The 20559-nt window shown below is 70.9% G+C and carries 19 protein-coding genes; 5 read left to right on the top strand and 14 right to left on the bottom strand.

Features of this window, described 5'->3' with window-relative positions:
• Nucleotides 1–11: 11 nt before the first annotated feature.
• From IE305_RS11285 to IE305_RS11300, 4 genes are all read right to left on the bottom strand, one after another.
• Entirely contained in the window at nucleotides 12–1760 is a 1749-nt protein-coding gene (locus IE305_RS11285) for an IucA/IucC family protein (protein WP_190129363.1), read from the bottom strand.
• An 86-nt stretch (nucleotides 1761–1846) separates the two neighbouring features.
• A complete protein-coding gene (locus tag IE305_RS11290; protein ID WP_190129364.1) occupies nucleotides 1847–3697 on the bottom strand; it encodes an IucA/IucC family protein in 1851 nt (616 codons plus the stop codon).
• Complete coding sequence (locus IE305_RS11295) at nucleotides 3697–4917, bottom strand: ATP-grasp domain-containing protein (protein WP_190129365.1); 1221 nt, start codon at nucleotides 4915–4917, stop codon at nucleotides 3697–3699. The genes IE305_RS11290 and IE305_RS11295 overlap by 1 nt, the downstream gene beginning before the upstream one ends.
• Nucleotides 4918–5038: 121 nt before the next feature.
• Nucleotides 5039–6562, bottom strand: a complete 1524-nt coding sequence (locus tag IE305_RS11300) for a carboxyl transferase domain-containing protein (RefSeq protein WP_190129366.1) — start codon at nucleotides 6560–6562, stop codon at nucleotides 5039–5041.
• A 58-nt stretch (nucleotides 6563–6620) separates the two neighbouring features.
• Between IE305_RS11300 and IE305_RS11305 the strand changes: the two genes are divergently transcribed.
• Nucleotides 6621–7007, top strand: coding sequence for a tautomerase family protein (locus tag IE305_RS11305; RefSeq protein WP_190129367.1), 387 nt, complete (start codon nucleotides 6621–6623; stop codon nucleotides 7005–7007).
• A gap of 2 nt (nucleotides 7008–7009) precedes the next feature.
• Here IE305_RS11305 and IE305_RS11310 read toward each other — a convergent pair whose 3' ends face one another.
• The 7 genes from IE305_RS11310 to IE305_RS33675 all read right to left on the bottom strand — a co-directional run bounded on the left by IE305_RS11310 (nucleotide 7010) and on the right by IE305_RS33675 (nucleotide 15367).
• Nucleotides 7010–7498, bottom strand: a complete 489-nt coding sequence (locus tag IE305_RS11310; protein WP_190129368.1) for a ribonuclease FAU-1 family protein — start codon at nucleotides 7496–7498, stop codon at nucleotides 7010–7012.
• Between the two features lie 41 nt (nucleotides 7499–7539).
• Nucleotides 7540–7917 (bottom strand): DUF6193 family natural product biosynthesis protein, encoded by a 378-nt coding sequence (locus IE305_RS32930; RefSeq protein WP_308440242.1) that lies wholly within the window; start codon nucleotides 7915–7917, stop codon nucleotides 7540–7542.
• Nucleotides 7918–7967: 50 nt separating this feature from the next.
• On the bottom strand, nucleotides 7968–8645 hold the full coding sequence (locus tag IE305_RS11315; protein ID WP_190129369.1) for an Lsr2 family DNA-binding protein: 678 nt from the start codon (nucleotides 8643–8645) through the stop codon (nucleotides 7968–7970).
• Nucleotides 8642–13348: a DUF6531 domain-containing protein gene (locus IE305_RS11320; protein ID WP_190129370.1), complete on the bottom strand. Its 4707-nt coding sequence runs from the start codon at nucleotides 13346–13348 to the stop codon at nucleotides 8642–8644. The genes IE305_RS11315 and IE305_RS11320 overlap by 4 nt, the downstream gene beginning before the upstream one ends.
• 62 nt (nucleotides 13349–13410) lie before the next feature.
• Nucleotides 13411–14313, bottom strand: a complete 903-nt coding sequence (locus IE305_RS11325; protein ID WP_190129371.1) for an aldo/keto reductase — start codon at nucleotides 14311–14313, stop codon at nucleotides 13411–13413.
• A 179-nt stretch (nucleotides 14314–14492) separates the two neighbouring features.
• Entirely contained in the window at nucleotides 14493–14906 is a 414-nt protein-coding gene (locus IE305_RS11330; protein WP_190129372.1) for a hypothetical protein, read from the bottom strand.
• Complete coding sequence (locus IE305_RS33675; RefSeq protein ID WP_308440243.1) at nucleotides 14903–15367, bottom strand: DUF397 domain-containing protein; 465 nt, start codon at nucleotides 15365–15367, stop codon at nucleotides 14903–14905. The genes IE305_RS11330 and IE305_RS33675 overlap by 4 nt, the downstream gene beginning before the upstream one ends.
• On the opposite strand from IE305_RS33675, the gene IE305_RS11340 reads away from it, so the two are divergent.
• The 3 genes from IE305_RS11340 to IE305_RS11350 are packed head-to-tail and all read left to right on the top strand — an operon-like array spanning nucleotide 15366 to nucleotide 18092.
• Nucleotides 15366–15767, top strand: a complete 402-nt coding sequence (locus tag IE305_RS11340; protein WP_190129374.1) for a hypothetical protein — start codon at nucleotides 15366–15368, stop codon at nucleotides 15765–15767. The genes IE305_RS33675 and IE305_RS11340 overlap by 2 nt on opposite strands.
• Before the next feature lie 6 nt (nucleotides 15768–15773).
• On the top strand, nucleotides 15774–17519 hold the full coding sequence (locus IE305_RS11345; RefSeq protein WP_190129375.1) for an alpha/beta hydrolase: 1746 nt from the start codon (nucleotides 15774–15776) through the stop codon (nucleotides 17517–17519).
• Nucleotides 17520–18092 carry a hypothetical protein gene (locus IE305_RS11350; protein ID WP_190129376.1) on the top strand — a complete coding sequence of 191 codons (573 nt, stop codon included), beginning with the start codon at nucleotides 17520–17522 and terminating at the stop codon, nucleotides 18090–18092.
• A 3-nt stretch (nucleotides 18093–18095) separates the two neighbouring features.
• Here IE305_RS11350 and IE305_RS11355 read toward each other — a convergent pair whose 3' ends face one another.
• Together IE305_RS11355 and IE305_RS11360 are read right to left on the bottom strand one after the other, a co-directional pair.
• Entirely contained in the window at nucleotides 18096–18296 is a 201-nt protein-coding gene (locus IE305_RS11355; RefSeq protein WP_190129377.1) for a DUF397 domain-containing protein, read from the bottom strand.
• Complete coding sequence (locus IE305_RS11360) at nucleotides 18284–19099, bottom strand: helix-turn-helix domain-containing protein (protein ID WP_190129378.1); 816 nt, start codon at nucleotides 19097–19099, stop codon at nucleotides 18284–18286. The genes IE305_RS11355 and IE305_RS11360 overlap by 13 nt, the downstream gene beginning before the upstream one ends.
• Before the next feature lie 135 nt (nucleotides 19100–19234).
• Between IE305_RS11360 and IE305_RS11365 the strand changes: the two genes are divergently transcribed.
• The gene (locus IE305_RS11365) at nucleotides 19235–19543 is read left to right on the top strand and encodes a hypothetical protein (protein WP_190129379.1); all 309 of its coding nucleotides are present in this window, start codon (nucleotides 19235–19237) and stop codon (nucleotides 19541–19543) included.
• A gap of 16 nt (nucleotides 19544–19559) precedes the next feature.
• On the opposite strand, the gene IE305_RS11370 is transcribed toward IE305_RS11365, so the two are convergent.
• Nucleotides 19560–20450 carry an esterase/lipase family protein gene (locus tag IE305_RS11370; protein WP_190129380.1) on the bottom strand — a complete coding sequence of 297 codons (891 nt, stop codon included), beginning with the start codon at nucleotides 20448–20450 and terminating at the stop codon, nucleotides 19560–19562.
• Nucleotides 20451–20559 lie beyond the last annotated feature (109 nt).

Genomic DNA, 20559 nt, shown 5'->3' on the forward strand with positions numbered 1-20559 from the left:
GGCCTCCGGGCTCAGGGGCGTACGGCGGAGGGCGGGCAGGGCGGGGGCAGCGCGGAGGCCAGGGGCGAGCCTATGCGCACGTACCCGGCGTGCCGGTCGGCCTTGCGCTCCCAGCGCGTGAGCAGGTTGGCCTTGGCGGGCAGGGGCGCGCCGGCGACGAGGGCGCGCAGCGCCGGCGGGTCGCCGTGCGCGCGGGCGCACCGGTCCAGTACGCGCCGTACGCCCGACCACAGCCGGGGCTCCAGGTGGGGGTGGAGGTCGGCGAGGGCGGCGAGCATCTCGGCGAGGTGGTTGACGAGCAGGCAGTACACGACGCGGTCCCAGCCGCGCCGCTCGTCGTACGTGAGGGGGCCGGCGACGTCCGGGTCGAGCGCGGCCAGGGCGGCGGCGTGGCGGGACGGCAGCAGCTTGGTGCCCTCCAGGTCGCGCAGCAGCACCTGCCGGGGCATGCCCTCGGCGTCGACGCCGACGACGACGTTCTGCAGGTGCGGCTCCAGGACGACGCCGTGGTCCACGTAGGCGGCCAGCACCGGCGGGACGAGCAGGTCGAGGTAGGCGTCCCACCAGCGCAGGGCCGCGCACGGGCCGCCGTGCCCGGCCCGGGCCAGGAGCCGGCCGGCCTGCGCGGGCCCGGTGGGGTACTCGTCGGCGACGGCCGCGGCGAGCAGGGCGGTCAGGCCCGGCGCGAGGCGGGCGTCGAGGCCCTCGCGGACGATGACGCCGAAGCCCTCGGCCAGGTCGCGGCAGCCCACGTCGAGCGTGCGGTAGGCGGGTTCGCGCAGCAGGGCGGCGCCGGGGAAGCGCGCGGCCAGCTCGCGGGCGACGGGTTCGAGGAGGCGGGTGAGGGCGACGGCGCCGGAGAGCTCGTACTCGGCGTTCTTGCGCAGGCAGTTGGTGATGCGGACGTTCAGGCTGACCTTCAGGAACGTGTGGCCGTCGTAGAGGGTGCGCACCGAGGCCGTGGGCCGGAACACCGGGCCCCGCTCCCCCAGGTCGCGCACGTCGCCGCGGTCCAGGGCGGCGCGCAGGGCCGGGTGACCGGCCAGCATCGCGTACTGCCAGGGGTGGACGGGCAGCAGGACGTGGCCGGCGGGCACGGTGCCCTGCCGGTCGAGGACGGCCAGGGCGGCGGGGGTGACGGCTTCCTCGCGTACGTGGCGGTGGCGTACGGCGAGGTGGCGGAGGGGGAAGCGGGCGCGGGCCTCGGGGGCGTACCGGGCCCAGTCCTCGGGGGCGCCGGTGCGGGCCTTGGGGGTGGGGTGGAAGCGGTGGCCGAAGAGGAGCGACTGCTCGGAGGCGACGTAATCCAGGGGTTCCAGGGGGGCCAGGGGGTGCAGGGGGTCCCCTCCGGCGTCGGGGCGGGCGGCGAGGGAGGCGGCGATGCCGGCGTGGCCGGCCGCGACCTGGCCGAGGAACTCGTCGTTGCGCACGCCCGTGCGCAGCTCCAGCTCGCGGTGGATGCGGGCGGCCAGCCGCTCCCAGGGCAGCGTGGCCCACCCGCCGTCGCCCTGCTGCTCGGCGACGGGACCGGTGAAGCGGTGCGCGCCGATGAGGGAGGTGCGGCGCAGCCGGACGCGGAGCACGACGCCGCTGCGGGGCAGCCGCAGCAGCAGGTGGCCGTCGGCGACGGCGGTGTGGTGCTCGGGGCCGGACACCTCGCGCAGCAGGCAGTTGAGGAGGGTGTGGGCCACGACCTCGCCGGCGGTGGGCAGCCGGCCGGCGGCGGGCACGGTCGCGGGGGCTGGGGGTGCGGACGTCATGTCGGCGGCTCCGGCGGAGGAGGGCGGGCAGGAACTGCGAAACCTGCGGGGCCTGCGGGACCGGCCGGAGCGGGGGCGCGGCGTGGTCACCGACCGGCCCGGCGCAGGTAGTTGGGGCCGTGGACGTAGTGCTTGTTGATGTCGGCGGCGCCCGAGCGCTCCTTGCCGAGGAGGGTGCCGGCCGTGACCATCGCCTTCACGGGGAGCCGGGGGGCGTCCAGGACGCGGGTGCGCAGCACGGCCGCAGCGTCCTTGCCGGTGTCTGCCGGGAGCCGTCCGACGGCCTCCGTCAGGCGGTCGCGGAGCTGCCGCAGCCGGTGCTCCGGGCCGCCGGGGCCCGGCCGGGCCAGGCCGAGGGCGAGGGCGGCGGCGCACAGGTGGACGGTGATGGTGGTGAAGACGTCGGCGACCGGCCCGTCGCCGCCGGCCAGGATGCGCCGGTCGTCGAAGCCGGACAGCGCGGCGGCCGTGTCGCCGCCCAGGCGGTCCGCGAGCCGGCCGCCGTGGACGCGCGGCCCGTCGTTGTCCTTCAGCAGCAGCCGCAGCCGGGTCCGGCCGCCGGCCTCGTCGAGGACGACGGAGGTGTTCTGCTGGTGCGACTCCAGGGCCACGCCGTACGAGAAGAGCGTGACGTGCCAGTCGAGGAGGAGGGTGAAGTAGGCGTCGAGGAACGCGTCGAGGGAGCCGCCGTAGTAGCGGTCGGCGAGCGCGTCGGCGACCGTCCGGCCGTCGGGCGCGCGGGCCGGCAGCGCGGCGACGGTCACGACGTGCGCGCCGTGCAGCCCGCCGGGGAGGCGGCGGACGAGGGCGGCGAGGAGTTCGTGGCCTGCGCCGAGGTGGGTCTGCTCGTCGGCGAGGAGCACCCGCCCGGCGAACCGCGGCTCGCGGGCGAGGACCGTCTCCAGCAGGCGCTGGACGGCTGCGCCGTCCTCCAGGGTGCCGGGTTTGATCGTGCGCCGGTTGCGCCGGCCCAGGGTGGCGGTGGCCAGCGGCAGTTTGAGGTGGACGGCGGGGTCTGCGGCGACGGCGACGGTCCGCATGGAGAGGGTGGGGACGACCTCCAGCCGGGGCCGCGCGGCGAGCACGGCGGACGGCAGCAGTCCGGTGCTGCGCAGGGCCTCGCCGAGCCGGCCGTCGCCGGCGGTGAGGGGGTGCACGGGCAGGGCGAGGTGGGTGCCGTCGAGCCCGTCCAGGCCGAGCGCGGCGGGCGAGGGCCACCAGGGCGGCAGCCCGGTGGTGGTGCCGGTGACGGCCTCGCGGGGCAGGGCGAGCCAGCGCAGCGCGAAGGTGGGGTGGAACTCGGGGGCGTGCTTGCGGAGTTGTTCCTCGGTGAGGCCGGCGCGGGCACGGCCGGTGGGGTAGAGGGGGTGGTCGCGGAAGGCGGCGAGGGTGTCGTGGGCGAGTGCGGCGCGCGGCCCGGTCCAAGTGGCGGCCGAGGGCCCGTACGTCGCGGCGAGGCGCGCGGTGACCGCCGTCCGCGCGCGGTCGTGCAGCCGGGCCGTGGCCAGCGCCTCGCGGCACTCGGTGACGAAGGCGTCGTGGCCGGCGCGGTCCTCGGGCGGTGCCGCCGCCCGTAGCCGGTCCAGGACCGGCAGCAGACCGCGCACCGGTCCGCCGGGGGCGAGCAGCAGGGGCTCGCGGGCCCGTATCGCGCACTGGAACCCGTCGGGCGCCACGGGCATGAGCAGCGCCTCGCCCGGGACGGGCAGGCGCAGCCAGTCGCCGTCGGGGCGCCGCTCGGTGCCTGCCGCCCGGGTGCGCAGGCCGTGGGCGTCCTCGCGCAGGAGGGTGCTGAGGACGCGGAGGACGAGGGCGTCCTCGACGGGGTCGGGGGGCGGGGTGACGGGTGGGGGCACGAGGGACAGCGGTGCCGGGGGTGTCGTCGCGCCGGGTGCGGCCGCGCCGGGCGCGGTCGCGGACGTCGCCGCGGTGCTCATCAGACGATCTCCCATCGCCGGGAAGCCAGGAAGTCCGCCACGGCCCGGTCGATCCGGTCCTGGTCGGTACCGGTCGCCCGCACCACCCCGAGGTAGTCGCGGTTGGTGCGGTGGTACGGGTGTTCCTCGCCGGGCGCGCGCAGCGGCCGGTAGACCAGCCGGACGCCGTCGCGCTCGGTGTCGCTCGCGCCGGGCGCGGCCACGAGGGTGCCGGCGCGCCGGGCGCACACGTACTCGATACGTACCCGGCCGTCCGCGCGCGCACCGAGTTCGGCCGGAAGCGGCTCCCCGAGGTGGGTGCGCAGCACGTGCTCGAAGAGGGGGATGCGCAGGGTTTCGGCCAGGGCGAGGTCGCACTGGTCGCCGATGGCGCGGTAGTTGACCTCGACGAGGCGGGCACGGCCGGCCTGGACGACGTACTCGGTGTGGCAGACGCCGAAGCCCACGCCGAGGGCGCGCAGCAGGTCCAGGACGTGCCCGGTGTGCGGGCGGGGCGGGGCGGGGAGGAGGTCGAGGCGTTCCTCGACGAAGTGCGGCGGTGGGGAGAGGCGGGTGCGGAAGGCAGCGAGAACGTGCAGGGTGTGGCCGTCGCCGAGGGTTTCGAGGGTGTGCAGGGGGCCGTCGAGGTACTCCTCGGCGACGAGGGCGGCGCCGGGGCGGCGGGCGAGGATCTCTTCGCGGCGGGCGAGGAGTTCGCGGGGCCCGGTGACGAGGACGACGTCCTCGCTGGCGACGCCCTCGCGGGGCTTGAGGACGGCGGGGAAGGGGAGGGGGGCGAGGGCGCGGAGCACGGCGTCCGGGGCGTCGCCGGGGAGGATTTCGACGGCGAGGACCCGGTCCGGTCCGGTCAGGGCCTGCCGGAACAGGGCCTTGTTCTTGACGCGGAGGGCGGCGCGCCAGTCCTTGCCGGGGAGGCCGAGGTAGTCGGCGGCGAGGGCGGCCTGGGTCTGGAGGTGGTCGCTGTTGGTGAAGACAGCACCGGTCGGCCCGAGGGCGGCGGCGAGGGCGGTGAGACGCCCGACGACCTCGCGGAAGTCGCGGACGTCGCAGGGCACGAGGGTGAGGCGGGGCAGGTCCGCGGTGGTGTGCGCGTAGGCGCGGCGGTGGGCGTCGGGCTGGTCGGTGAGGAGGGTGACGTCGAGCCCGAGGCGGGCGGCGGCGGGCAGGAACCCCTCGGTGACGGAGTCGGTGGGGTTGAGGGCGAGGAGGGACAGCCGCACGGTGACACCTTTCGGCAGGTGACGGGTGTGGCGGGCCGGCGCTGCGTCGCCGTGGGGTGCGCCGCGCCGGGGCTCCGTCCTGGTGGGGCGGGGGCCCGGCGCGGCGTACTCCGTACTGCTGCTACGAGGGAGGGAACGCCGTGGAGGACGCCGCGGAGGTCCCGAGCCGCCGGTAGCGCGCACGACGCGACGCGCGCCGCTCGTCCCGGTCGCGCGACCGGAGAGCGGCCAGCTCCGCACCGAGCACGCGACCGAGGTTCGCAAGGAAGTCCGGACCCTCCTCCACGATGCGGTCCACGATCCCGTTCGCCAAGAGGTCGGCGGAGCGCACCCCCTGCCGCCCGGCCACCTCGTAGGCGCGGTCGGTGGTGCGGTGCAGGATGGCGGAGGCGCCCTCGGGCGGCAGCGGCGAGAGCCAGGCGTGCCGTGCGGCCACCACGCGGTCGGCCGGCAGCAGGGCGAGGGCCGCTCCCCCGGCGCCCTGGCCGAGCAGCAGGCAGAGGGTGGGGGCGGGCAGGTTGACCAGGTCGGCGAGGCAGCGCGCGATCTCCCCGGCGAGGCCGCCCTCCTCCGCCTCGCGGGAGAGCGCGGCACCGGCGGTGTCGACGACGGTCAGCAGCGGAAGATCGAGTTCCGCGGCGATCCGCATCCCGCGCCGGGCGGCGCGCAGGCCGGCGGGCCCGAGCGCCTGACCGTGCGCGGAGGGGCTGCTTCCGCGGTCGTGGGCGAGGACGACGCAGGGCGTACCGGCGACGTGCGCGAGGGCGAGGAGCAACCCGGGGTCGCGCTCGCCGGCGCCGGTGCCGCTGAGGGGCGTGATGTCGGTGGCGCACGCGGCGAGGAGCTCGCGCACGCCGGGGCGCCCGGGGCGCCGGGAGGCGCGAATGGACTCCTCGGCAGAGGGGACGGGGCCGGAGGGGGAAGCGGGCAGCCGGTCACCGGAGGACGGGGCCGCCCCGTCCTTGCAAAGCACCGCCAGGGCGGTGGCGACCCGCTCACTCAGCATGCCGGGAGGCAACACGGCATCGACGAGCCCATGGGCGAGCAGGTTCTCGGCCACCTGGACGCCGGAGGGGAACTCCTCACCGTAGAGGGCCTCGTGCACGCGGGGGCCGAGGAAGCCGATGAGGGCGCCGGGCTCGGCGGCGGTGACATGGCCGAGCGAACCCCAGGAGGCGAGCACCCCGCCGGTGGTGGGGTGACGGAGGTAGACCAGATAGGGCAGCCCGGCGGCCTTGTGGTCGGTGATGGCGGCGGCCACCTTGACCATCTGGAGGAAGGCGATGGTGCCCTCCTGCATCCGGGTCCCGCCGGAGGCGGGGGCCGCGAGCAGGGGCAACCGCTCCTCGGTGGCGCGCTCCACGGCGCGGACGAGCCGCTCCCCCGCGGCCACGCCGATGGACCCGCCCAGGAACCGGAACTCACAGGCCACCACCGCGACCCGCCGCCCCCGCACCAGCCCCTCGCCGGTGACGACGGACTCGTCGAGCCCGGTCCGCTCGCGGGCGGCGAGCAGGTCGTCGCGGTAGGCGGCGTCCGGGGTGGTCACGGCAACGGGCTCGTCCCAGGACCGCCAGCTGCCGGGGTCGACGACGGCACGGACGAGCTCGAGGGCGGAGGCCCGCTTCACATGATGATCACTCATGAGCCCACCCTGTCACGGGCGGAGGCGGCAGGGGCTCTGTACCTACTAGTATGTACGCATGCCACTGGTACAGATAGACGCACTCAGGGCCGGCCCCCACCGCCTGGAAGCCCTGGGCCGGGCGGTGCACGAGGCGCTGCAGGAGACGATCGGCATCCCGGCCGACGACCTGTTCCAGATACTGACGAGCCACGACGGCACGACGGGCACGCTGCGCCACGGCACGTACTTCGGCATCGAGCGGGACGACGACATCGTGTACGTACGCATCACGCTGCGCGCCGGCCGCACCCCGCAGCAGAAGCGCGCGCTCTACCGCCGCATCGCGGAACTGGCCGAGGCGTACGCGGGAACGGAGCCGCGCAACGTGTTCGTCACGCTGACGGAGAACGGTCCGGCCGACTGGTCACTGGGCGAGGGGCAGGCCCAGTACGCCCCGGAGTAGCCTCACGCGGCGTCGGCCCAGGCGCCGAGCTCCAGCTCGTCCAGCGCCCGCCGGGCGGCGGCGGCCGCCCAGGGGTCGCGCTCCTCCAGCCCACTGGCGGCGAACTCGTCCTCGTCGAGCCGCAGAACGGTGCCACGGTCGGCGGAAACCCACAGATCGAGGTCGAGATCCTCGACGACGACCTCGCGCCCCTGGACATCAGCGGGCCGGGTGACATCGCAGTACCACCCCTTGAGCACCCCGTCCCCACCCCGCACGGCCTTCACGGCATACCACCGGTCCCGCCAGTAGTGCTCGGTGAACACGTCCCCACCCTCGAACCGCACAAACCCGAAGTCCCGCACCCCGTCCCCGGCCCACGCAGCCTCGACGACGAGATGCGTCCCGTCATCGGAAACCACGGTGGCGGGATACCTCACCTTGACCTTCCCGGCCTTGGTGAGAACAACGGTGACGGTGGTGCCGACGGGCAGCGCGGTGGAGGAGTCCATGCCCGCAGCGTGCCTTGCGGGGGCGGGGGAAGGCCACCGAATTAGCCGGTCGGAAGGTTGCCGACCACGAGCCCGACGGCCTCCTGGAGGGAGTCGGACTCCCCAAGGGTGACGCCGTCACTGTGCCGAATGACCACGAATCCACCCCCGGCACGGCGATGGAGCACGGGCACGTCGTCCGTCCAGGGGTGCTCGGCCCGACGACTCAGGTACACCACCCCATGACTGACCACCGGGAACAACTCCCGCAACCGCGGCTGCCCATAGAGTGCCCGCACCACGGAAGGCTCGACCAACTGCGCATCCATCCCCAGCACATGCCGCCACTGCCGATCCACGACGCCGTCGGCCGCACCCCCGCCACCACATGCGGCGCACCCATCGGCGGGCCCACCTGCGTGCCGCATCTCACCAGTCATTGCGCCCCCAGAACATCAAGCGCCTTCCGGTCGATGCCCCATGACCTGCGTCATTGCCCATGGGCTTCCCTCCAGGCGTCGATGACCGCGCCCGGGATCCGCCCACGGTCAGGGACGTCGTAGCCGTGGGCGCGGGCCCAGGCGCGGACCTCCTGGGTGCTGATGGCGACGCTGGCCTCAGGCTCCTCGTACGGTTCCGGTGGGCCTGGGGCATAGGGGGTGAAGTAGACGCCCTGGTCGAGGAGGTCTTCGGGGAAGAGAGGAACTTCTTCGCGGCCTGTGAGGACCGCTACGAGGAAGTCGGCGATCCCGCCCTCGTGGGTGTGCCAGAGAGGCCCTCGGGCTTCTGTGAGGGCGACGTGCCACTGGTCGGGGGCGATGGGCGGTTCGGTGATCCAGTAGAGGTATTCGCCGTTGTCCGTCACGCCGATAGGGAAAAGGTGCTGCGGATCGTGCGGGGCGGGGCGAGTGCCGCTGTCGTGGTCGTGCTGGAGCTGTTGCCGGATGGTGGTCGGCATGGGCCCGGTCAGGTTCACCCAAGGGGTGGGGGCGTGGGGGTGGTAGAGATGGATGAACCCGCAGAACTCACCAGGGCCGTAGGCGTCGGCGAGCTGTTTGTAGTCTGCAGGCAACGGCATGCCGAGGGCGTGCTCGACGGCGGCCCAGTCGACATGCGGCGTGCCGCCGGGCGGAGGGCAGATCCGGCACAGGTCGTCGATACGGGTCATGGGCGGAGTCCTCTGCGGTGTCGCTGTTGCTGCTGGTGGGCGGGGTTGGACAGGATCGTATCGACGATGACCTTGTTCTTGTGGTCGTAGGCCTCGAGCTGGATTTGCTTGGGGACGGAGTCCTTCTCGTCGTCGGTGTACTCGAGATAGACGTTGTAGGTGGCGACTCCATGCTTCTTGACTGAGTCGTAGATGGCCTTTTCCCACCTCCACATCTCTGGATGGTTGGTGGGGTTCTGCGTGATCGTGAAGAGGTTGTCGAGGGTGTCGCCGGAGCCGCCGAGCACACGGGCGAGCATGTGGCCACGTCCCTGCTGGTAATAGCCACCGAGGAAGCCGGGCGGGCGGAGAGCCTCGCGGGCCTTGGTGCCCTCGTCGAGCATGTCGCGCGTGATGGTGGCATTCATCTCGTAGGGCCGGCCGTGCTGGTCGCGGGTGAAGGTGACCCTGCCTCCCCAGGTCGGGTCTGCCTCGCAGCCGGCGAGCCCGAGCGGGTCGTACAGAGTGAAGGGGTTGGGGACGTAGGCGTAGTGGTTGACGGCAGGTGCCAGCCCGAGTGGGTCGGGAGTGAGGTAGCGGCCCAGGTCCGGGTCGTAGTAGCGGTTGACGTTGTAGTGCAGCCGGGTCTCGGGGTCGAAGTACTGCCCGGGCTGGCGCAGCGGGGTGTAGGCGGTTGCGTCGCGGTTCCACTGGGTCGCGCCCCAGGCGGTCGGGCGGGCGCGCCAGGCGGTGTCGCCGTCAGGGCTGAGAAGTGCACTGGGGCTGCCCGTGAGGTCGGCGACGATGGCGAAGAACCGCCGGTCGGTGGCGTCCTTGCCGTCTGCGCGTGCTTCGCGTTGTGCGAGCGGCTGGAGGCCGAGACGGTCCCAGCTGAGTGTGGTGGCCCCGTCGTGCTGCTCGGCGATCTGCCCGCCGTCCCACGTGTAGTGGATGGAGGCGCCGGTGTGGCCGTCGGCTTGGGTGTGGTGCTTGCCTATTCGGCGGCCGAGGCCGTCGTAGACGTAGTCCCATGTCTCGCCGGTGGGTGTGGTGACGCGGGTGAGGCGGTCTTCGGCGTTCCAGGTGAAGTGCCAGGTGAGCAGCTTGCCGCTGAGGGTGCGGGTCTGGCGCTGGACGGTGCGGCCTTGGGCGTCGTAGGTGTAGGTGGTGCGGCCGGCGCGGGTGATACGGCTGCCTATGTAGTGGCGCTCTCCGCTGGTGTGGCGGCCCGCGGCGCGGGCGGGGAGTTCCGCGTGGGTGATGTCACCGGCGGTGTTGTAGGTGTAGCGCTCGTTCCATCCATCGGCCTGGACGGCGGTGATGCGGCCGACCGGGTCGAGAGTGTAGGTGTGTCGGCCGCTGCGGCTGTCGTCGATGGCCACGGGGGTGCCGTCGGCCTGGTAGGTGACGGTCCGCTCCAGGATGCTTGCGCCGGGCGTTTGCATGGCCTGGTGGGTGATCCGGCCGACGGGGTCCCAGGCTTGATGCAGGGTGAGGGTGCCCAGGCAGCGTTTGGTTTCACGACCGAGCGCGTCGCGGGTGAAGTGGAAAGTGTGGTCGCCGGCCTGGTAGCGGGCGAGACCCTCGTGACTGTACTCGAGGGTGGAGGTGGCGCCGGAGGGGGTGCGGCGGTGGATACGCCGGCCCAGCGGGTCGTAGGCGTGGGTGAGGGTGCGGCCGTTGACGGTCTCGGACACGATCCGGCCGGCCGGGTCGCGTTCGAAGATGATGTCGGCGTGCGGGTTGCTGATCCGGGCCACGTGGCCGGTCTCATCATGTTCGAAGATCGTGGTGGAGCCGTCGTCGTGGATGAGCCGGACGACCCGGCCCAGGACGTCGCGTTCGTAGGTCAGGCTTTGCCCGGCAGCGTTGGTGCGGCGCGTGACGCGGCCCAGCGGGTCGTGCTCGTAGGTCAGCGTGCGCCCGTCGAAGTCGGTCTCCGCAACGAGCCGGCCCGCCGCGTCGTAGGTGTAGTGCCATTCCAGGCCCTGCGCGTTGGTGACCTTCGTCAGGCGTAGCTCGGTGTCATGGGTGAAGCGGTGGTCGGCGCCGTCCCGGGTGCGAGTGCTTGACCGCAGGTCGAAGTGCGTGGCCGTATGGGTGCTGATCTGGCCTATTCGGTCGATATGGGTGGCAAGGTTCCCTTCGGGGTCCCAGGTCCACTGCTCACGGGTTCCGTCGGGCAGTTCCCGCCAGGCGGGCAGCCCCTCCACCGTCCAGCCCTGCCGCAGGGTGCCGCCCAGAGCATCGGTGGCGGTGACGACCCTGCCGAAGGCATCCCGCGTGAAGACCGCGCGGGCTCCATCAGGAGCAATGATCTCCACGGGCAGCCCTGCGCCGTCGGTGCGGATCACCGTCTCGGCGCCGACCGCGTTGACCACGCGCACCAGGCGGCCGCGCTCGTCGTGAATGAAGCGGGTTGTGGCGCCGGCAGGGTCGGTGGCGCTGGTGCGGTTTCCTCGCTCGTCGTAGGTGAAGCGGTGAGCTGCGCCACCGCGTTCGGTGATCTCGACGGGCAGGCGCAGGTCGTTGTAGACGGCGGTGGTCCGCACGCCGTCAGCGGCAACCATGGCGACGAGATCTCCGTGCGCGTCCCTCTCGAACCGCGTGGTGTGACCAAGCGCATCGGTGTGGGACAGGAGTGCGTCCTGCGAGTCGAACGCGTAACGCGTCGTGTTCCCCAGCGGGTCGGTCTCCGCGACGACCTGCAACGCGTCGTTCATCTGAAAGATGGTCGTGGCACAGGTGGAATCGGTGTAGCGGGTGATGCGTTGCCCGGTCTGCGGGTGGACGTCGTAGGTGAACGTCGACGAGAGGTAGCCCTCCGGGCCGGTGGTGCGGGCGATGCGGCCGGTGGTGTCGTAGACGTAGCGGTATGTGGAGTCGTTGCGGTCCGTCCAGGACGTGATGCGGGCGTCCTCGTCGTACGTGAAGCGCAGCGGGAGGCCCGAGGAGTTGGTGACCGCGTCGAGGTTTCCCTCCTCGTCGTAGCCGTAGCGCAGCACCGTGACCGGGCCGTCCGGGGTGCGGAGGGACAGGTCGTGGACGCGGTCCGCCTCCGTGGTGAGGAGCAGGACGTAGCCGCCCGTGTGCGTGACGGTCGACGGGGCGCCGTCGCCGCGGCGGGCGAAAGTGATGCGGTTGCCGTTGCGGTCCTCGATCTCCGTCAGCCAGTGAGCGGGAGAGGCGCGGTAGGGGTTGCCGGTGAACGAGCGGGTCAGGCCCGTGTGCGGGTCGCTGATCCGGTACGTCGTCTCCGCCCCGTCCGTGCCGCCGTACGACAGCGGCAGGCGGGGCCCCTCCATCGGGAGAATCGTTTCTTCAGGGTGGCGCGGCAGCTCCGGGTAGATCAGCAGCGAGCCGTCCTCGCGGGCCCACACCGCGCCCCCGTCCACCCGGTCCACTTCCAGGCGTTCGTCCAGCGTCGACGCCCAGCTGCGGCCGAACCACTGGCCGTGCCGGTACCGCGACAGATGGGTCCGCCGCAGCACCAGCGGCAGCACGCCCGGCAGCGTGATGTCGGTCTGCGGCAGCACCATGTCGCCGGTGGCCACGTCCACCGGGTCCGTCGCACACGTCTTCTTCTCCAGCGACACCGCGTTGCGGCGCGGCTCCTCCTTCGCCTGCCGCAGTGGCTCCGGCTTGCGGTGGCCCGTGCCGTTCCCGCCGCCCTTGTGCCGGTTCCCGCCGCGACCGCCGTTCCTCTTCCCGAACTTGTCCAGCTCCGCCTTGATGTCGTGGTCGGTCCCCTTGTGCAGGCGCGAGATGTTGTCCACCGCCTTGGGCAGCCCCTTGCCCAGGTGATCGCCCACCCCCTTGGTGGCCTTCTCCAGCGCGCCCATGGCCCGGTCGGCCACCGCGTCGACCATCCGCGCGATCTCGTCCTTGCCGCGCGTACGGCGGTGGTGCCGCTTCGCCAGGCGCAGCTTCGCGCTCGTCCGGCCGTGGACGGACCCGGCGACCGTCGTGAGCTGCCCCGACGCGAGCTTGTGCTCGGCGTGGTCGATCTGCACGTCGCCCTGACCGCCGGCGGCCGGGCCGTCGCCCGCCGACGCCAGCTTCAGCGCCCCCTTCGCGCCCTCCACCCCCTGGTGGAACCCCTCCTTCCCCGCCTGCTTGATGCCGCCCGCGTGCACCCCGTTCTGCATCCCCAGCGCGGTGGCCCCCACCTGCACCACCAGCTCGGCGGCCATGCCCTCCAGCGCGGCCACCGCCGGCTCCGCCATCGCCGAGACGATGTAGCCGACCGCCTCCTTCATCGCCCCCTTGATCAGGCGCTTCAGCGCCTCCTGCGTCACCTTGATCGCCCCCGCGCCGATCAGGGCGGACAGACCGCCCGTCACGGGTATCAGCGACAGCGCGATGCCGGCCTCGTCGGCCAGCCAGCCGAGCTGGACGAGCGCCGCCGCCTTCATCCCCGCGATGGCCGTCGCCGCCGAGTCGAGCGCCCCCGCGATCGTGCGCGCCGCGGACGCCAGGTCCTTCAGGTGCCGGTCCTTCACCGTGCCCCAGTGCTCGCTGAGCGCCTCCATCGCCCAGCCCTGCCCCGACGACAGCAACCGCTGCATGTGCAGGTTCGCCGCGTGTGCGTCCTCCCCCACGTGGTCCGCGAACTCCCGCAACGCCGACGCCATGTCGCGGTACGCGTCCTCGTCCACGTTCGGCCACGCGACGCCGACCACGTCCAACAACGTGTCAGCCCAGTCCGGCAGCACGACACTCATGTTCTCGGCCCCTCCCCGTGTGATGCCCGATCATTTTCCCAGGCGGGGAGGACAGCCCCTTCTCAGCGCCGGTGGAGCGCCTCCAGCAGCGCGAGTTCGGGCTCCGAGAGCCGCAGGGCCCCGGCAGCCACGTTGCTCTCCAGGTGGGTGGGTTTGCCGGTGCCGGGGATGGGCAGGACGTGCGGGCCCCGGTGCAGGGTCCAGGCGATTCTCACCTGGGCCGGGGTCGCCCCATGGGCGCGCGCCACCGTCATCACCTCCGGGTGGTCGCCCTCCCCCGCCCCCGCCTCGCGCCCCCCAGCGGCAATCGCGTAGAACGGTACGAACGCCACGCCCTGCTCCCCGCAGGATCGGACGAACGCGTCCTGCTCCGGTCGCACCCCGAGGCCGTACATGTTCTGCACGCACACCACCGGCGCGATCGCCTGAGCCTCCGCCAGGTGCGCGGGCGTGACGTTGGAGATGCCCAGGTGGCGGATCAGTCCCGCCTCCCGCAGTCCGGCCAGCGCACCGAAGCGCTCGGCGATCGAACCCGTCCCCACGACCCGCAGGTTCACCACGTCCAGGTGGTCCCGGCCGAGCTGCCGCAGGTTCTCCTCCACCTGCCCGCGCAACTGCCCGGCCGTCGCATGGGGCAGCCACTCACCGGACGCATCGCGCGACGGCCCGACCTTCGTCGCGATCACCAGGTCTTCGGGGTAGGGCGCCAGCGCCCGGCTGATCAGCTCGTTCGCCGAACGCAACGGGGAGAAGTAGAACGCGGCCGTGTCGATGTGGTTCACCCCGAGCTCGACCGCCCGGCGCAACACCCCGATCGCCTCCGCACGGTCGCGCGGCACGGCGTCGGCAACGAGCGCCTCGCCCGTCTGCGGAAGGCGCATCGCTCCGAACCCGATCCGGTTGACCGTCAGGTCACCCAGGCTCCAGGTTCCCGATGCCGCTGCGTTGATCGTCTGCGATGTCATGCCGGAATGATCTCCGCCCACCACTGCGACCGCCAGTGATCCCGTGCACCGGCGCCGGCCAGAGCCTCGCGACCCTCTGCGACTCGTGTACCGCTGTGGCGGTTCGCCCAGCGCGGCCCGTGCCTCGCCGGCAGTTACGGTGCCGTCCCCGGCAGGCGCGGATTCCAGGGCCTCGCGGCTCATGCGGCCGACCCGCCGGGCTCGTGTCCCAGCAGTCCGTACGTCCCGTCCCGGAAGGTGATCGCCGTTCCCCGGGCGTCCCCGTCTTCGCGGACATACCCGCCGTAGCCGGGCTCCGCGACGTGCGGTGCGATCAGGTCCAGGACGGTCGCCAGTTCCCCCAGGTCGTCGTCCAGCCACTGGTTGCGGCTGAACAACCCCCACGCGTGTGCTTCCGGCTGGAAGCGCAGGGTCGCTGCGTCTCCGCCCGGCAGGCGGCTGTCCGGGTCCGGTTCCAGCAAGGGGTACGCGTCGTCCGGCGCCGCCGGGGGCGACTCGTCCAGCCCCAGGTGCCGGCGCAACGTGGCCAGCACCGTTTCGGGGGTCTCCTCGCGGAGAAAGCAGCTGAGGACGACTTCGTAGCGCAGGCTCACGGCTTGCCGGTCGCTCGCAGCGCAGAGGTGAACGCCGCCCATGCGGTGGGCGGGACCGTGATGTGGGTGGCGGGGCGTTTGCTGTCCCGGATGGGGACGGTGCCGGGTATGTTGTCGGCGACCTCTACACATTGACCGCCGGTGCCGGAGCTGTGACGGGACTTACGCCATCGTGCGCCCGACGGAACGGCGCGTGCTCGTGCGACGCTCATGCCTTCCATTCCTCCATCACCTCGCGGATCATCGTCAACGATGCCTCCGGCGACAGGGCGTCGGCACCCAGCCGGTCGGGCACGGAGACGTTGACAGTGGGGTGTCTGCGGAGTGTTCACCCAGTGACCCACCCCGTCACCAGCCGTTGGCGGAGCACCCAGAGACACCTTGGCGCTGCTTGTGTTCTCGCTCACGTGATCTCTCACTCCTGACCCGTCCTCAATCTGCCGAGGAATAATGACGCGCATGCCAACCCAGGAGCCATCCGTCACTGCGTCACACCTGCTGCTGGCTTCGGCAGGGCCCGCTGGTGCGGACAACGACACACACAAGGCCAGCGCTCATCCCTGGACCACCGCGAGCGGGGTTGCGAGCGAGCTCCGCGAGGGCATGAACACCGCCGTCGGAGACCTGGGCCACGCACACGACGGGATGAAATCCGGGACTTCGGGGTTCGTCAGCGCCACGACATTGACCAGCATCCTGACCACCTGGGAAACCCGCCTCAGCGCGGTACGCGCCGAGTGCGAACAACTCAGCGGCGCACTGAAGAAAGCAGGGGTCGATTTTGGGGAGAACGACACCTCGGTGAAGGAGTCGTTCGATTCGACCAAGTCAAAGATCGACGATTACTCCAAGGGGCGCTGACCCGTCGTGGTGAGCATCGAAGACCTGAAGAACCTGGATACCACCAAGTTCACGACGGCTGCCGACAGCTGGAGCGCCGCAAGCAACAGGGCCGGCGAAGCCAAGAGGCGCGTCGACAGTGTGCTGGGCACGCTGGCCGCCACACAGAAGGGAAAGGCGGCCACCTCCGTCCTGTCGAGACTGGCAAGGCTCAGCAGGAACTACCAGTACATACACGCCGAGTGCGGCATGATCCGCACTGCTCTTTCGGGCCTGGCCGAGGAATTGGCAGGCCCGCAGCAGAAGCTGAAGCATGCGCTCGAGGATGCGGAAGCCCTCAAGTTCACGGTGCGGAAGGACGGTTCCGTGGACTATCCGAGGGACCCCTCAACGCCGGCTCCCCTTCTGCCCACTCCAGCCGTCCCGGGCAAGCCCTCGCTCCTCAAACCGAGTGGCAACCAGGACAAGGCGCAAGGCATAGCCGACCGCATCGGCACTGCCCTCCAGGAAGCAGCCGAGATCGACGGGCGCTACGCCAAGGTCCTGGCCAAGCTCAAGGCCGATCCCAGCCTGGACAAGACCGACTGGCTCGACGTGGCCCAGGACATGAAGGACCTGCGCGCCGCAGCAGGCAAGCACTTCTCGGAAGCGGGGATACCGAAGGGCAAGTCCGCCAAGGAGAACGCCGAGTGGTGGGAACGCCGGAGCCAGGCGGAGAAGGACGAGTACCTGGCCCTCTACCCCGAGCGCATCGGTGCACTGGACGGCCTGCCCTCCTCGGTGCGCGATGCCGCCAACCGGGTTGTCCTGGCCGAAGGACATGCCGAAACGAAACAGCAGCTCGACGACTGGATTGAGCGAAAACCCGATGAAGAGTATGAGCGGCGTACGCGAGGTGAGTGGAGAGTCAGACCCGAGTGGAATTCATGGAGGGAGGAAAGGGATCGAATAAAGGAAAAACTTGAGGGAATTAAGGCCATCGAAGCCAGACTGGCCCAGCCCACCGGCACCGATGGTCTACCCGAGGCGTACCTGCTCGGGTTCGACACCAAGGGGAACGGTCACGCCATCGTCGCCAACGGGAACCCCGACACGGCGACAAACACCGCGGTATACGTCCCGGGCACCTACTCGAAGCTCGCAGGGGCAGAGGGAGATGTCAAACGAATGACCGACTTGTGGCGAGCCGTCCATGCCCTGCCGGGAAGTCCGGAGGCGTCAACGATCACATGGATCGGATACGACGCCCCTCAAAGCATCGTCCCTCAAGCCATGAACAAGAGCTACGCCCACGCCGGCGCCCCCAAACTCAACGACTTTCTCGACGGGCTGCAAACAGTGCAGGGCGGTGCGGACAAGAGCCATACCACCATCATTGGACACAGCTACGGCAGCACCACCGTCGGGGACGCCTCCCTCAAGGGCAAGCTGGCTGCCGATGACATCATCGTTGCAGGCAGCCCCGGCGTGCTGGTCAACGATGCCGGCAAGTTGGACGTGGGGAAGGACCACGTCTGGTCCGAGGCGGCAAGCGACGACGATGTGCCCCTCGGAGGAAAGATCGCAGGCCTGGGCGAACCCAAAAGAATCGGCCCGGACGAGGACGGCCGAATCAGCTACAAGCACGTGGTCCCCTCGGACAAGGAATTCGGAGGCCACCGGATGAAGGTGGACACGAGCGGCCACTCCAAGTATTGGACGCCAGATTCACTCAGCCTGCAGAATCAAGCCGTAGTCGTCGCCGGCATGTACGACCGGGTGGTGGAAGAATAGGTGTACGGCAAGTTGAAGGCTACGCGCAGATTCTTCACCATCACTCTCGGCCTCACTCTCACTCTCTCCCTGACCGGAACAGGATGCTCGAAGGTGAATTCACTTGGCTACGACCCGGTCGAGATGAGCCCCGACCAGGCCAGGCAGAAGACAAAAGAAATATCGAGCCAGATTTTCGACCTGATATCCATGCGCAACGGCCAGACAACCCCCACGGGACCGGGAGTATCCACCTGCCCGGAAGACCCTAAAAGCCTGTTCATTGTGCGCCACAGCTGGTCCGTTTACGGCGTTTCCATGGAGGAGCTCTCTCGCGGCTTTGAAAACCTCAAGGCCCGCCTTCCGAAACACGGCTGGAAGATCACCGAAGACGGCCCCGACGGGTCGAAAGCACGGACTCCCCACATCCTCGCCGATCTCACTCAGGAACGTTTCTCGGCCAACATCAAACTGATCGACAGTTCCAAGGATCGGAACACTGCTTCCGGGAAGGGTGATTCCGGCATCTGGGTCATGCTTGTCTCTGCATGCTTCAAGGCGCCGCCGGGGGTTGATCTCAAGCGCGAGTACTGATGCTCATGTATGCAACTGCGCTCGGCGCAGTGCAGTCGTGAACGCCGCCCATGCGGTGGGCGGGACCGTGATGTGGGTGCCGGGGCGTTTGCTGTCCCGGATGGGGACGGTGCGGGGTATGTTGTCGGCGACCTCGACGCAATTGCCTCCGGTGCCGGAGCTGTGACGGGACTTACGCCATCGTGCGACGCTCATGCTTTCCATTCCTCCATCACCTCGCGGATCATCGTCAACGATGCCTCCGGCGACAGGGCGTCGGCACGCAGCCGGTCGAAGAACGTCCTCGCGTCGGCGAGCATGTCGGCGGAATCGACGAGCTGACCGACGCCCATGTCCTCCTGGTACAGAACGTCGTCCTCGTCAGGGCCGAACCGCATCAGCGTGAAAGGGATGTACCACGCCGGCGTGCCTGATGCGAACGGGAGGATTTGCAGCGTGACAGTGGACGGCGGGCTGCACACCTCTAGCAGGTGCGCCAGCTGCTCCGCCATGACGCGCGCGCTGCCGACCCTGCGGCGTAGACACGACTCGTCCATGACACTCCACAACAGCGGAGGGTTCTCCGCCCTCAGCACTTCCCGGCGCTCGAGCCGCTTGGCGACCTTGGCAGCTGTCACGTCCGGGTCGTCGCACGGGTGAGCCTTGCGGAAGATCGCCTCCGCGTAGCTCTCCGTCTGCAGCAGGCCCCAGATGAAGCCGACGCTGTAGTCGTAGATCGTGGTCGCCCTCTTCTCCAGCTTGACGAACGGCTCGAACCAGTCCGAGAACGCCCCCTGCACGATCCTCCGCCGCAACCGCGCGAACGACCCCGGCGTCCCGAAAACCGCGTCGCACGCCGTCACGAACGTCTCGCTCGCGAGTCGTTCGCCCGCCTCCACCTTCGCCACGTACTGCTGGCCGTAATGCGCGGCGTCGCCGAGTTCCCGCTGGCTCAGGCCTTTGCCCTTGCGCCATGCGCGTACCTCGTCGCCGAGCAGCGCGGCTCCGCTCTTCGGTTCGTCCGCCATCTCCCGTTCACCCCTGACGCGTTGGCGTGCCCCTGGCCCTTCCCGACCCTAGGCGCGGAACGCGACCCTCAGTGCGCAGACAGTGAACACCGCTCGTGTGAGTGAGCGACGGCCAAGCAAAGGTTCTCCTCCGCCATGCCCCTTACCCCTGAACAGTCCTCCGAATTCGCCCCCGGCGACCTCGTCTGGGACACCGCCGCCTGTCGTGCCGGCGAGGTCATGGACCACCGGTGGTCCCGCTATCAGTTGCGGCCCCTCGGCGGTGGGACCGAGTGGTACGCGCGGGGGGAGGATCTCGTGTCGCACGCCGGGCCGGGGCCGCAGTGCGGGGAGTGCCGGCACATCAGGACCTCGTACCACAACGCCCGGCGTGCCGGGGACACGGAAGGAGCCGCGCGCTGGATCACCGAAATGGGGGTGCACCTGCGCGCGGCTCACGCCTAGCGGACGCAGCGGGCGGTCAGCTCACCATCGACGCGCACGTCGCGGGCTTCGCGTGGTCCGGGTCCAGCGTGTTCAGCGTCTCCTGGAACGCCAGGCGGTCGATCGTGCCGGCCGCCAGGTGTTCCGAGAGGTCGATGCCGCACAGGTCCTGGAGCACCACGTTCCGGACGTTGGGGCCCGACAGGAAGCCCGTGGTGTACGGGGTCGCCACCTCGTCGTACTTCGTCATGACGACCGTGTAGCGCACGCCGGGGACCGTGTCGCCGCCCTCGTTGAGGCGGTTCATGAACGGCGAGCCGGCCACCTGCTGTGTCAGGCCGGGGGCCTTGGCGCTGATGACGTCGCGCGCGCCGGGGACCACGTCCAGGAGGCGGGTCAGGCCCGAGAGCGTCGTCCCGTGGTTCGTCGGCGCCAGGCCGACCAGCGCGTTCACCTTGGGGGCGCCGCCGAGGAACTTCAGGTAGTAGCGCGGCATCATGCCGCCCTGCGAGTGGCCCACGATGTCGACCTTCGACGCCCCCGTCGACGCCAGCACGCGGTCCACGTCCCGGGACAGCTGCGCCGCCGAGTCCTCGATCGGGCCCAGGCCGTGGAACGTCGGGATGCCCGGCAGCTTGCCGTAGTCGAACGAGTAGACGCAGAAGCCGCGGTTGACCAGGTAGGGGGCGAAGGCCCACCAGTTGGTGAACGAGTTCTCCAGGGTGCCGTGCACCAGGACGACCGGGCGGGGGTGCGCCGCCGACGGCTTGCAGCGGAAGTCGTTCCAGCCGCTGGTGACCGTGGGGGACGCAGCAGCGGCGACCGTCGCCGATTCCAGGGGAACGGCGACGGCCGCCGCGGTGAGTGCAACGGTCGCCAGCAGGGTTCTGACGAAGGCGAAGGGTCTGCGGGATCTGTGACGGCGCATGCGGGGGGCTCCTTTTTCGGCAGGCAGGCATGCAGGCAGACAGGCATGCGGGCAGGAGGAACTGCAGGCAGGAAAGGGTGTGTTACGAACGCGTGAACGAACTTACTTG

Origin of the sequence: Streptomyces mashuensis (assembly GCF_014654785.1) — a bacterium.
In the GTDB taxonomy this organism is placed as follows: Bacteria; Actinomycetota; Actinomycetes; order Streptomycetales; family Streptomycetaceae; genus Streptomyces; species Streptomyces mashuensis.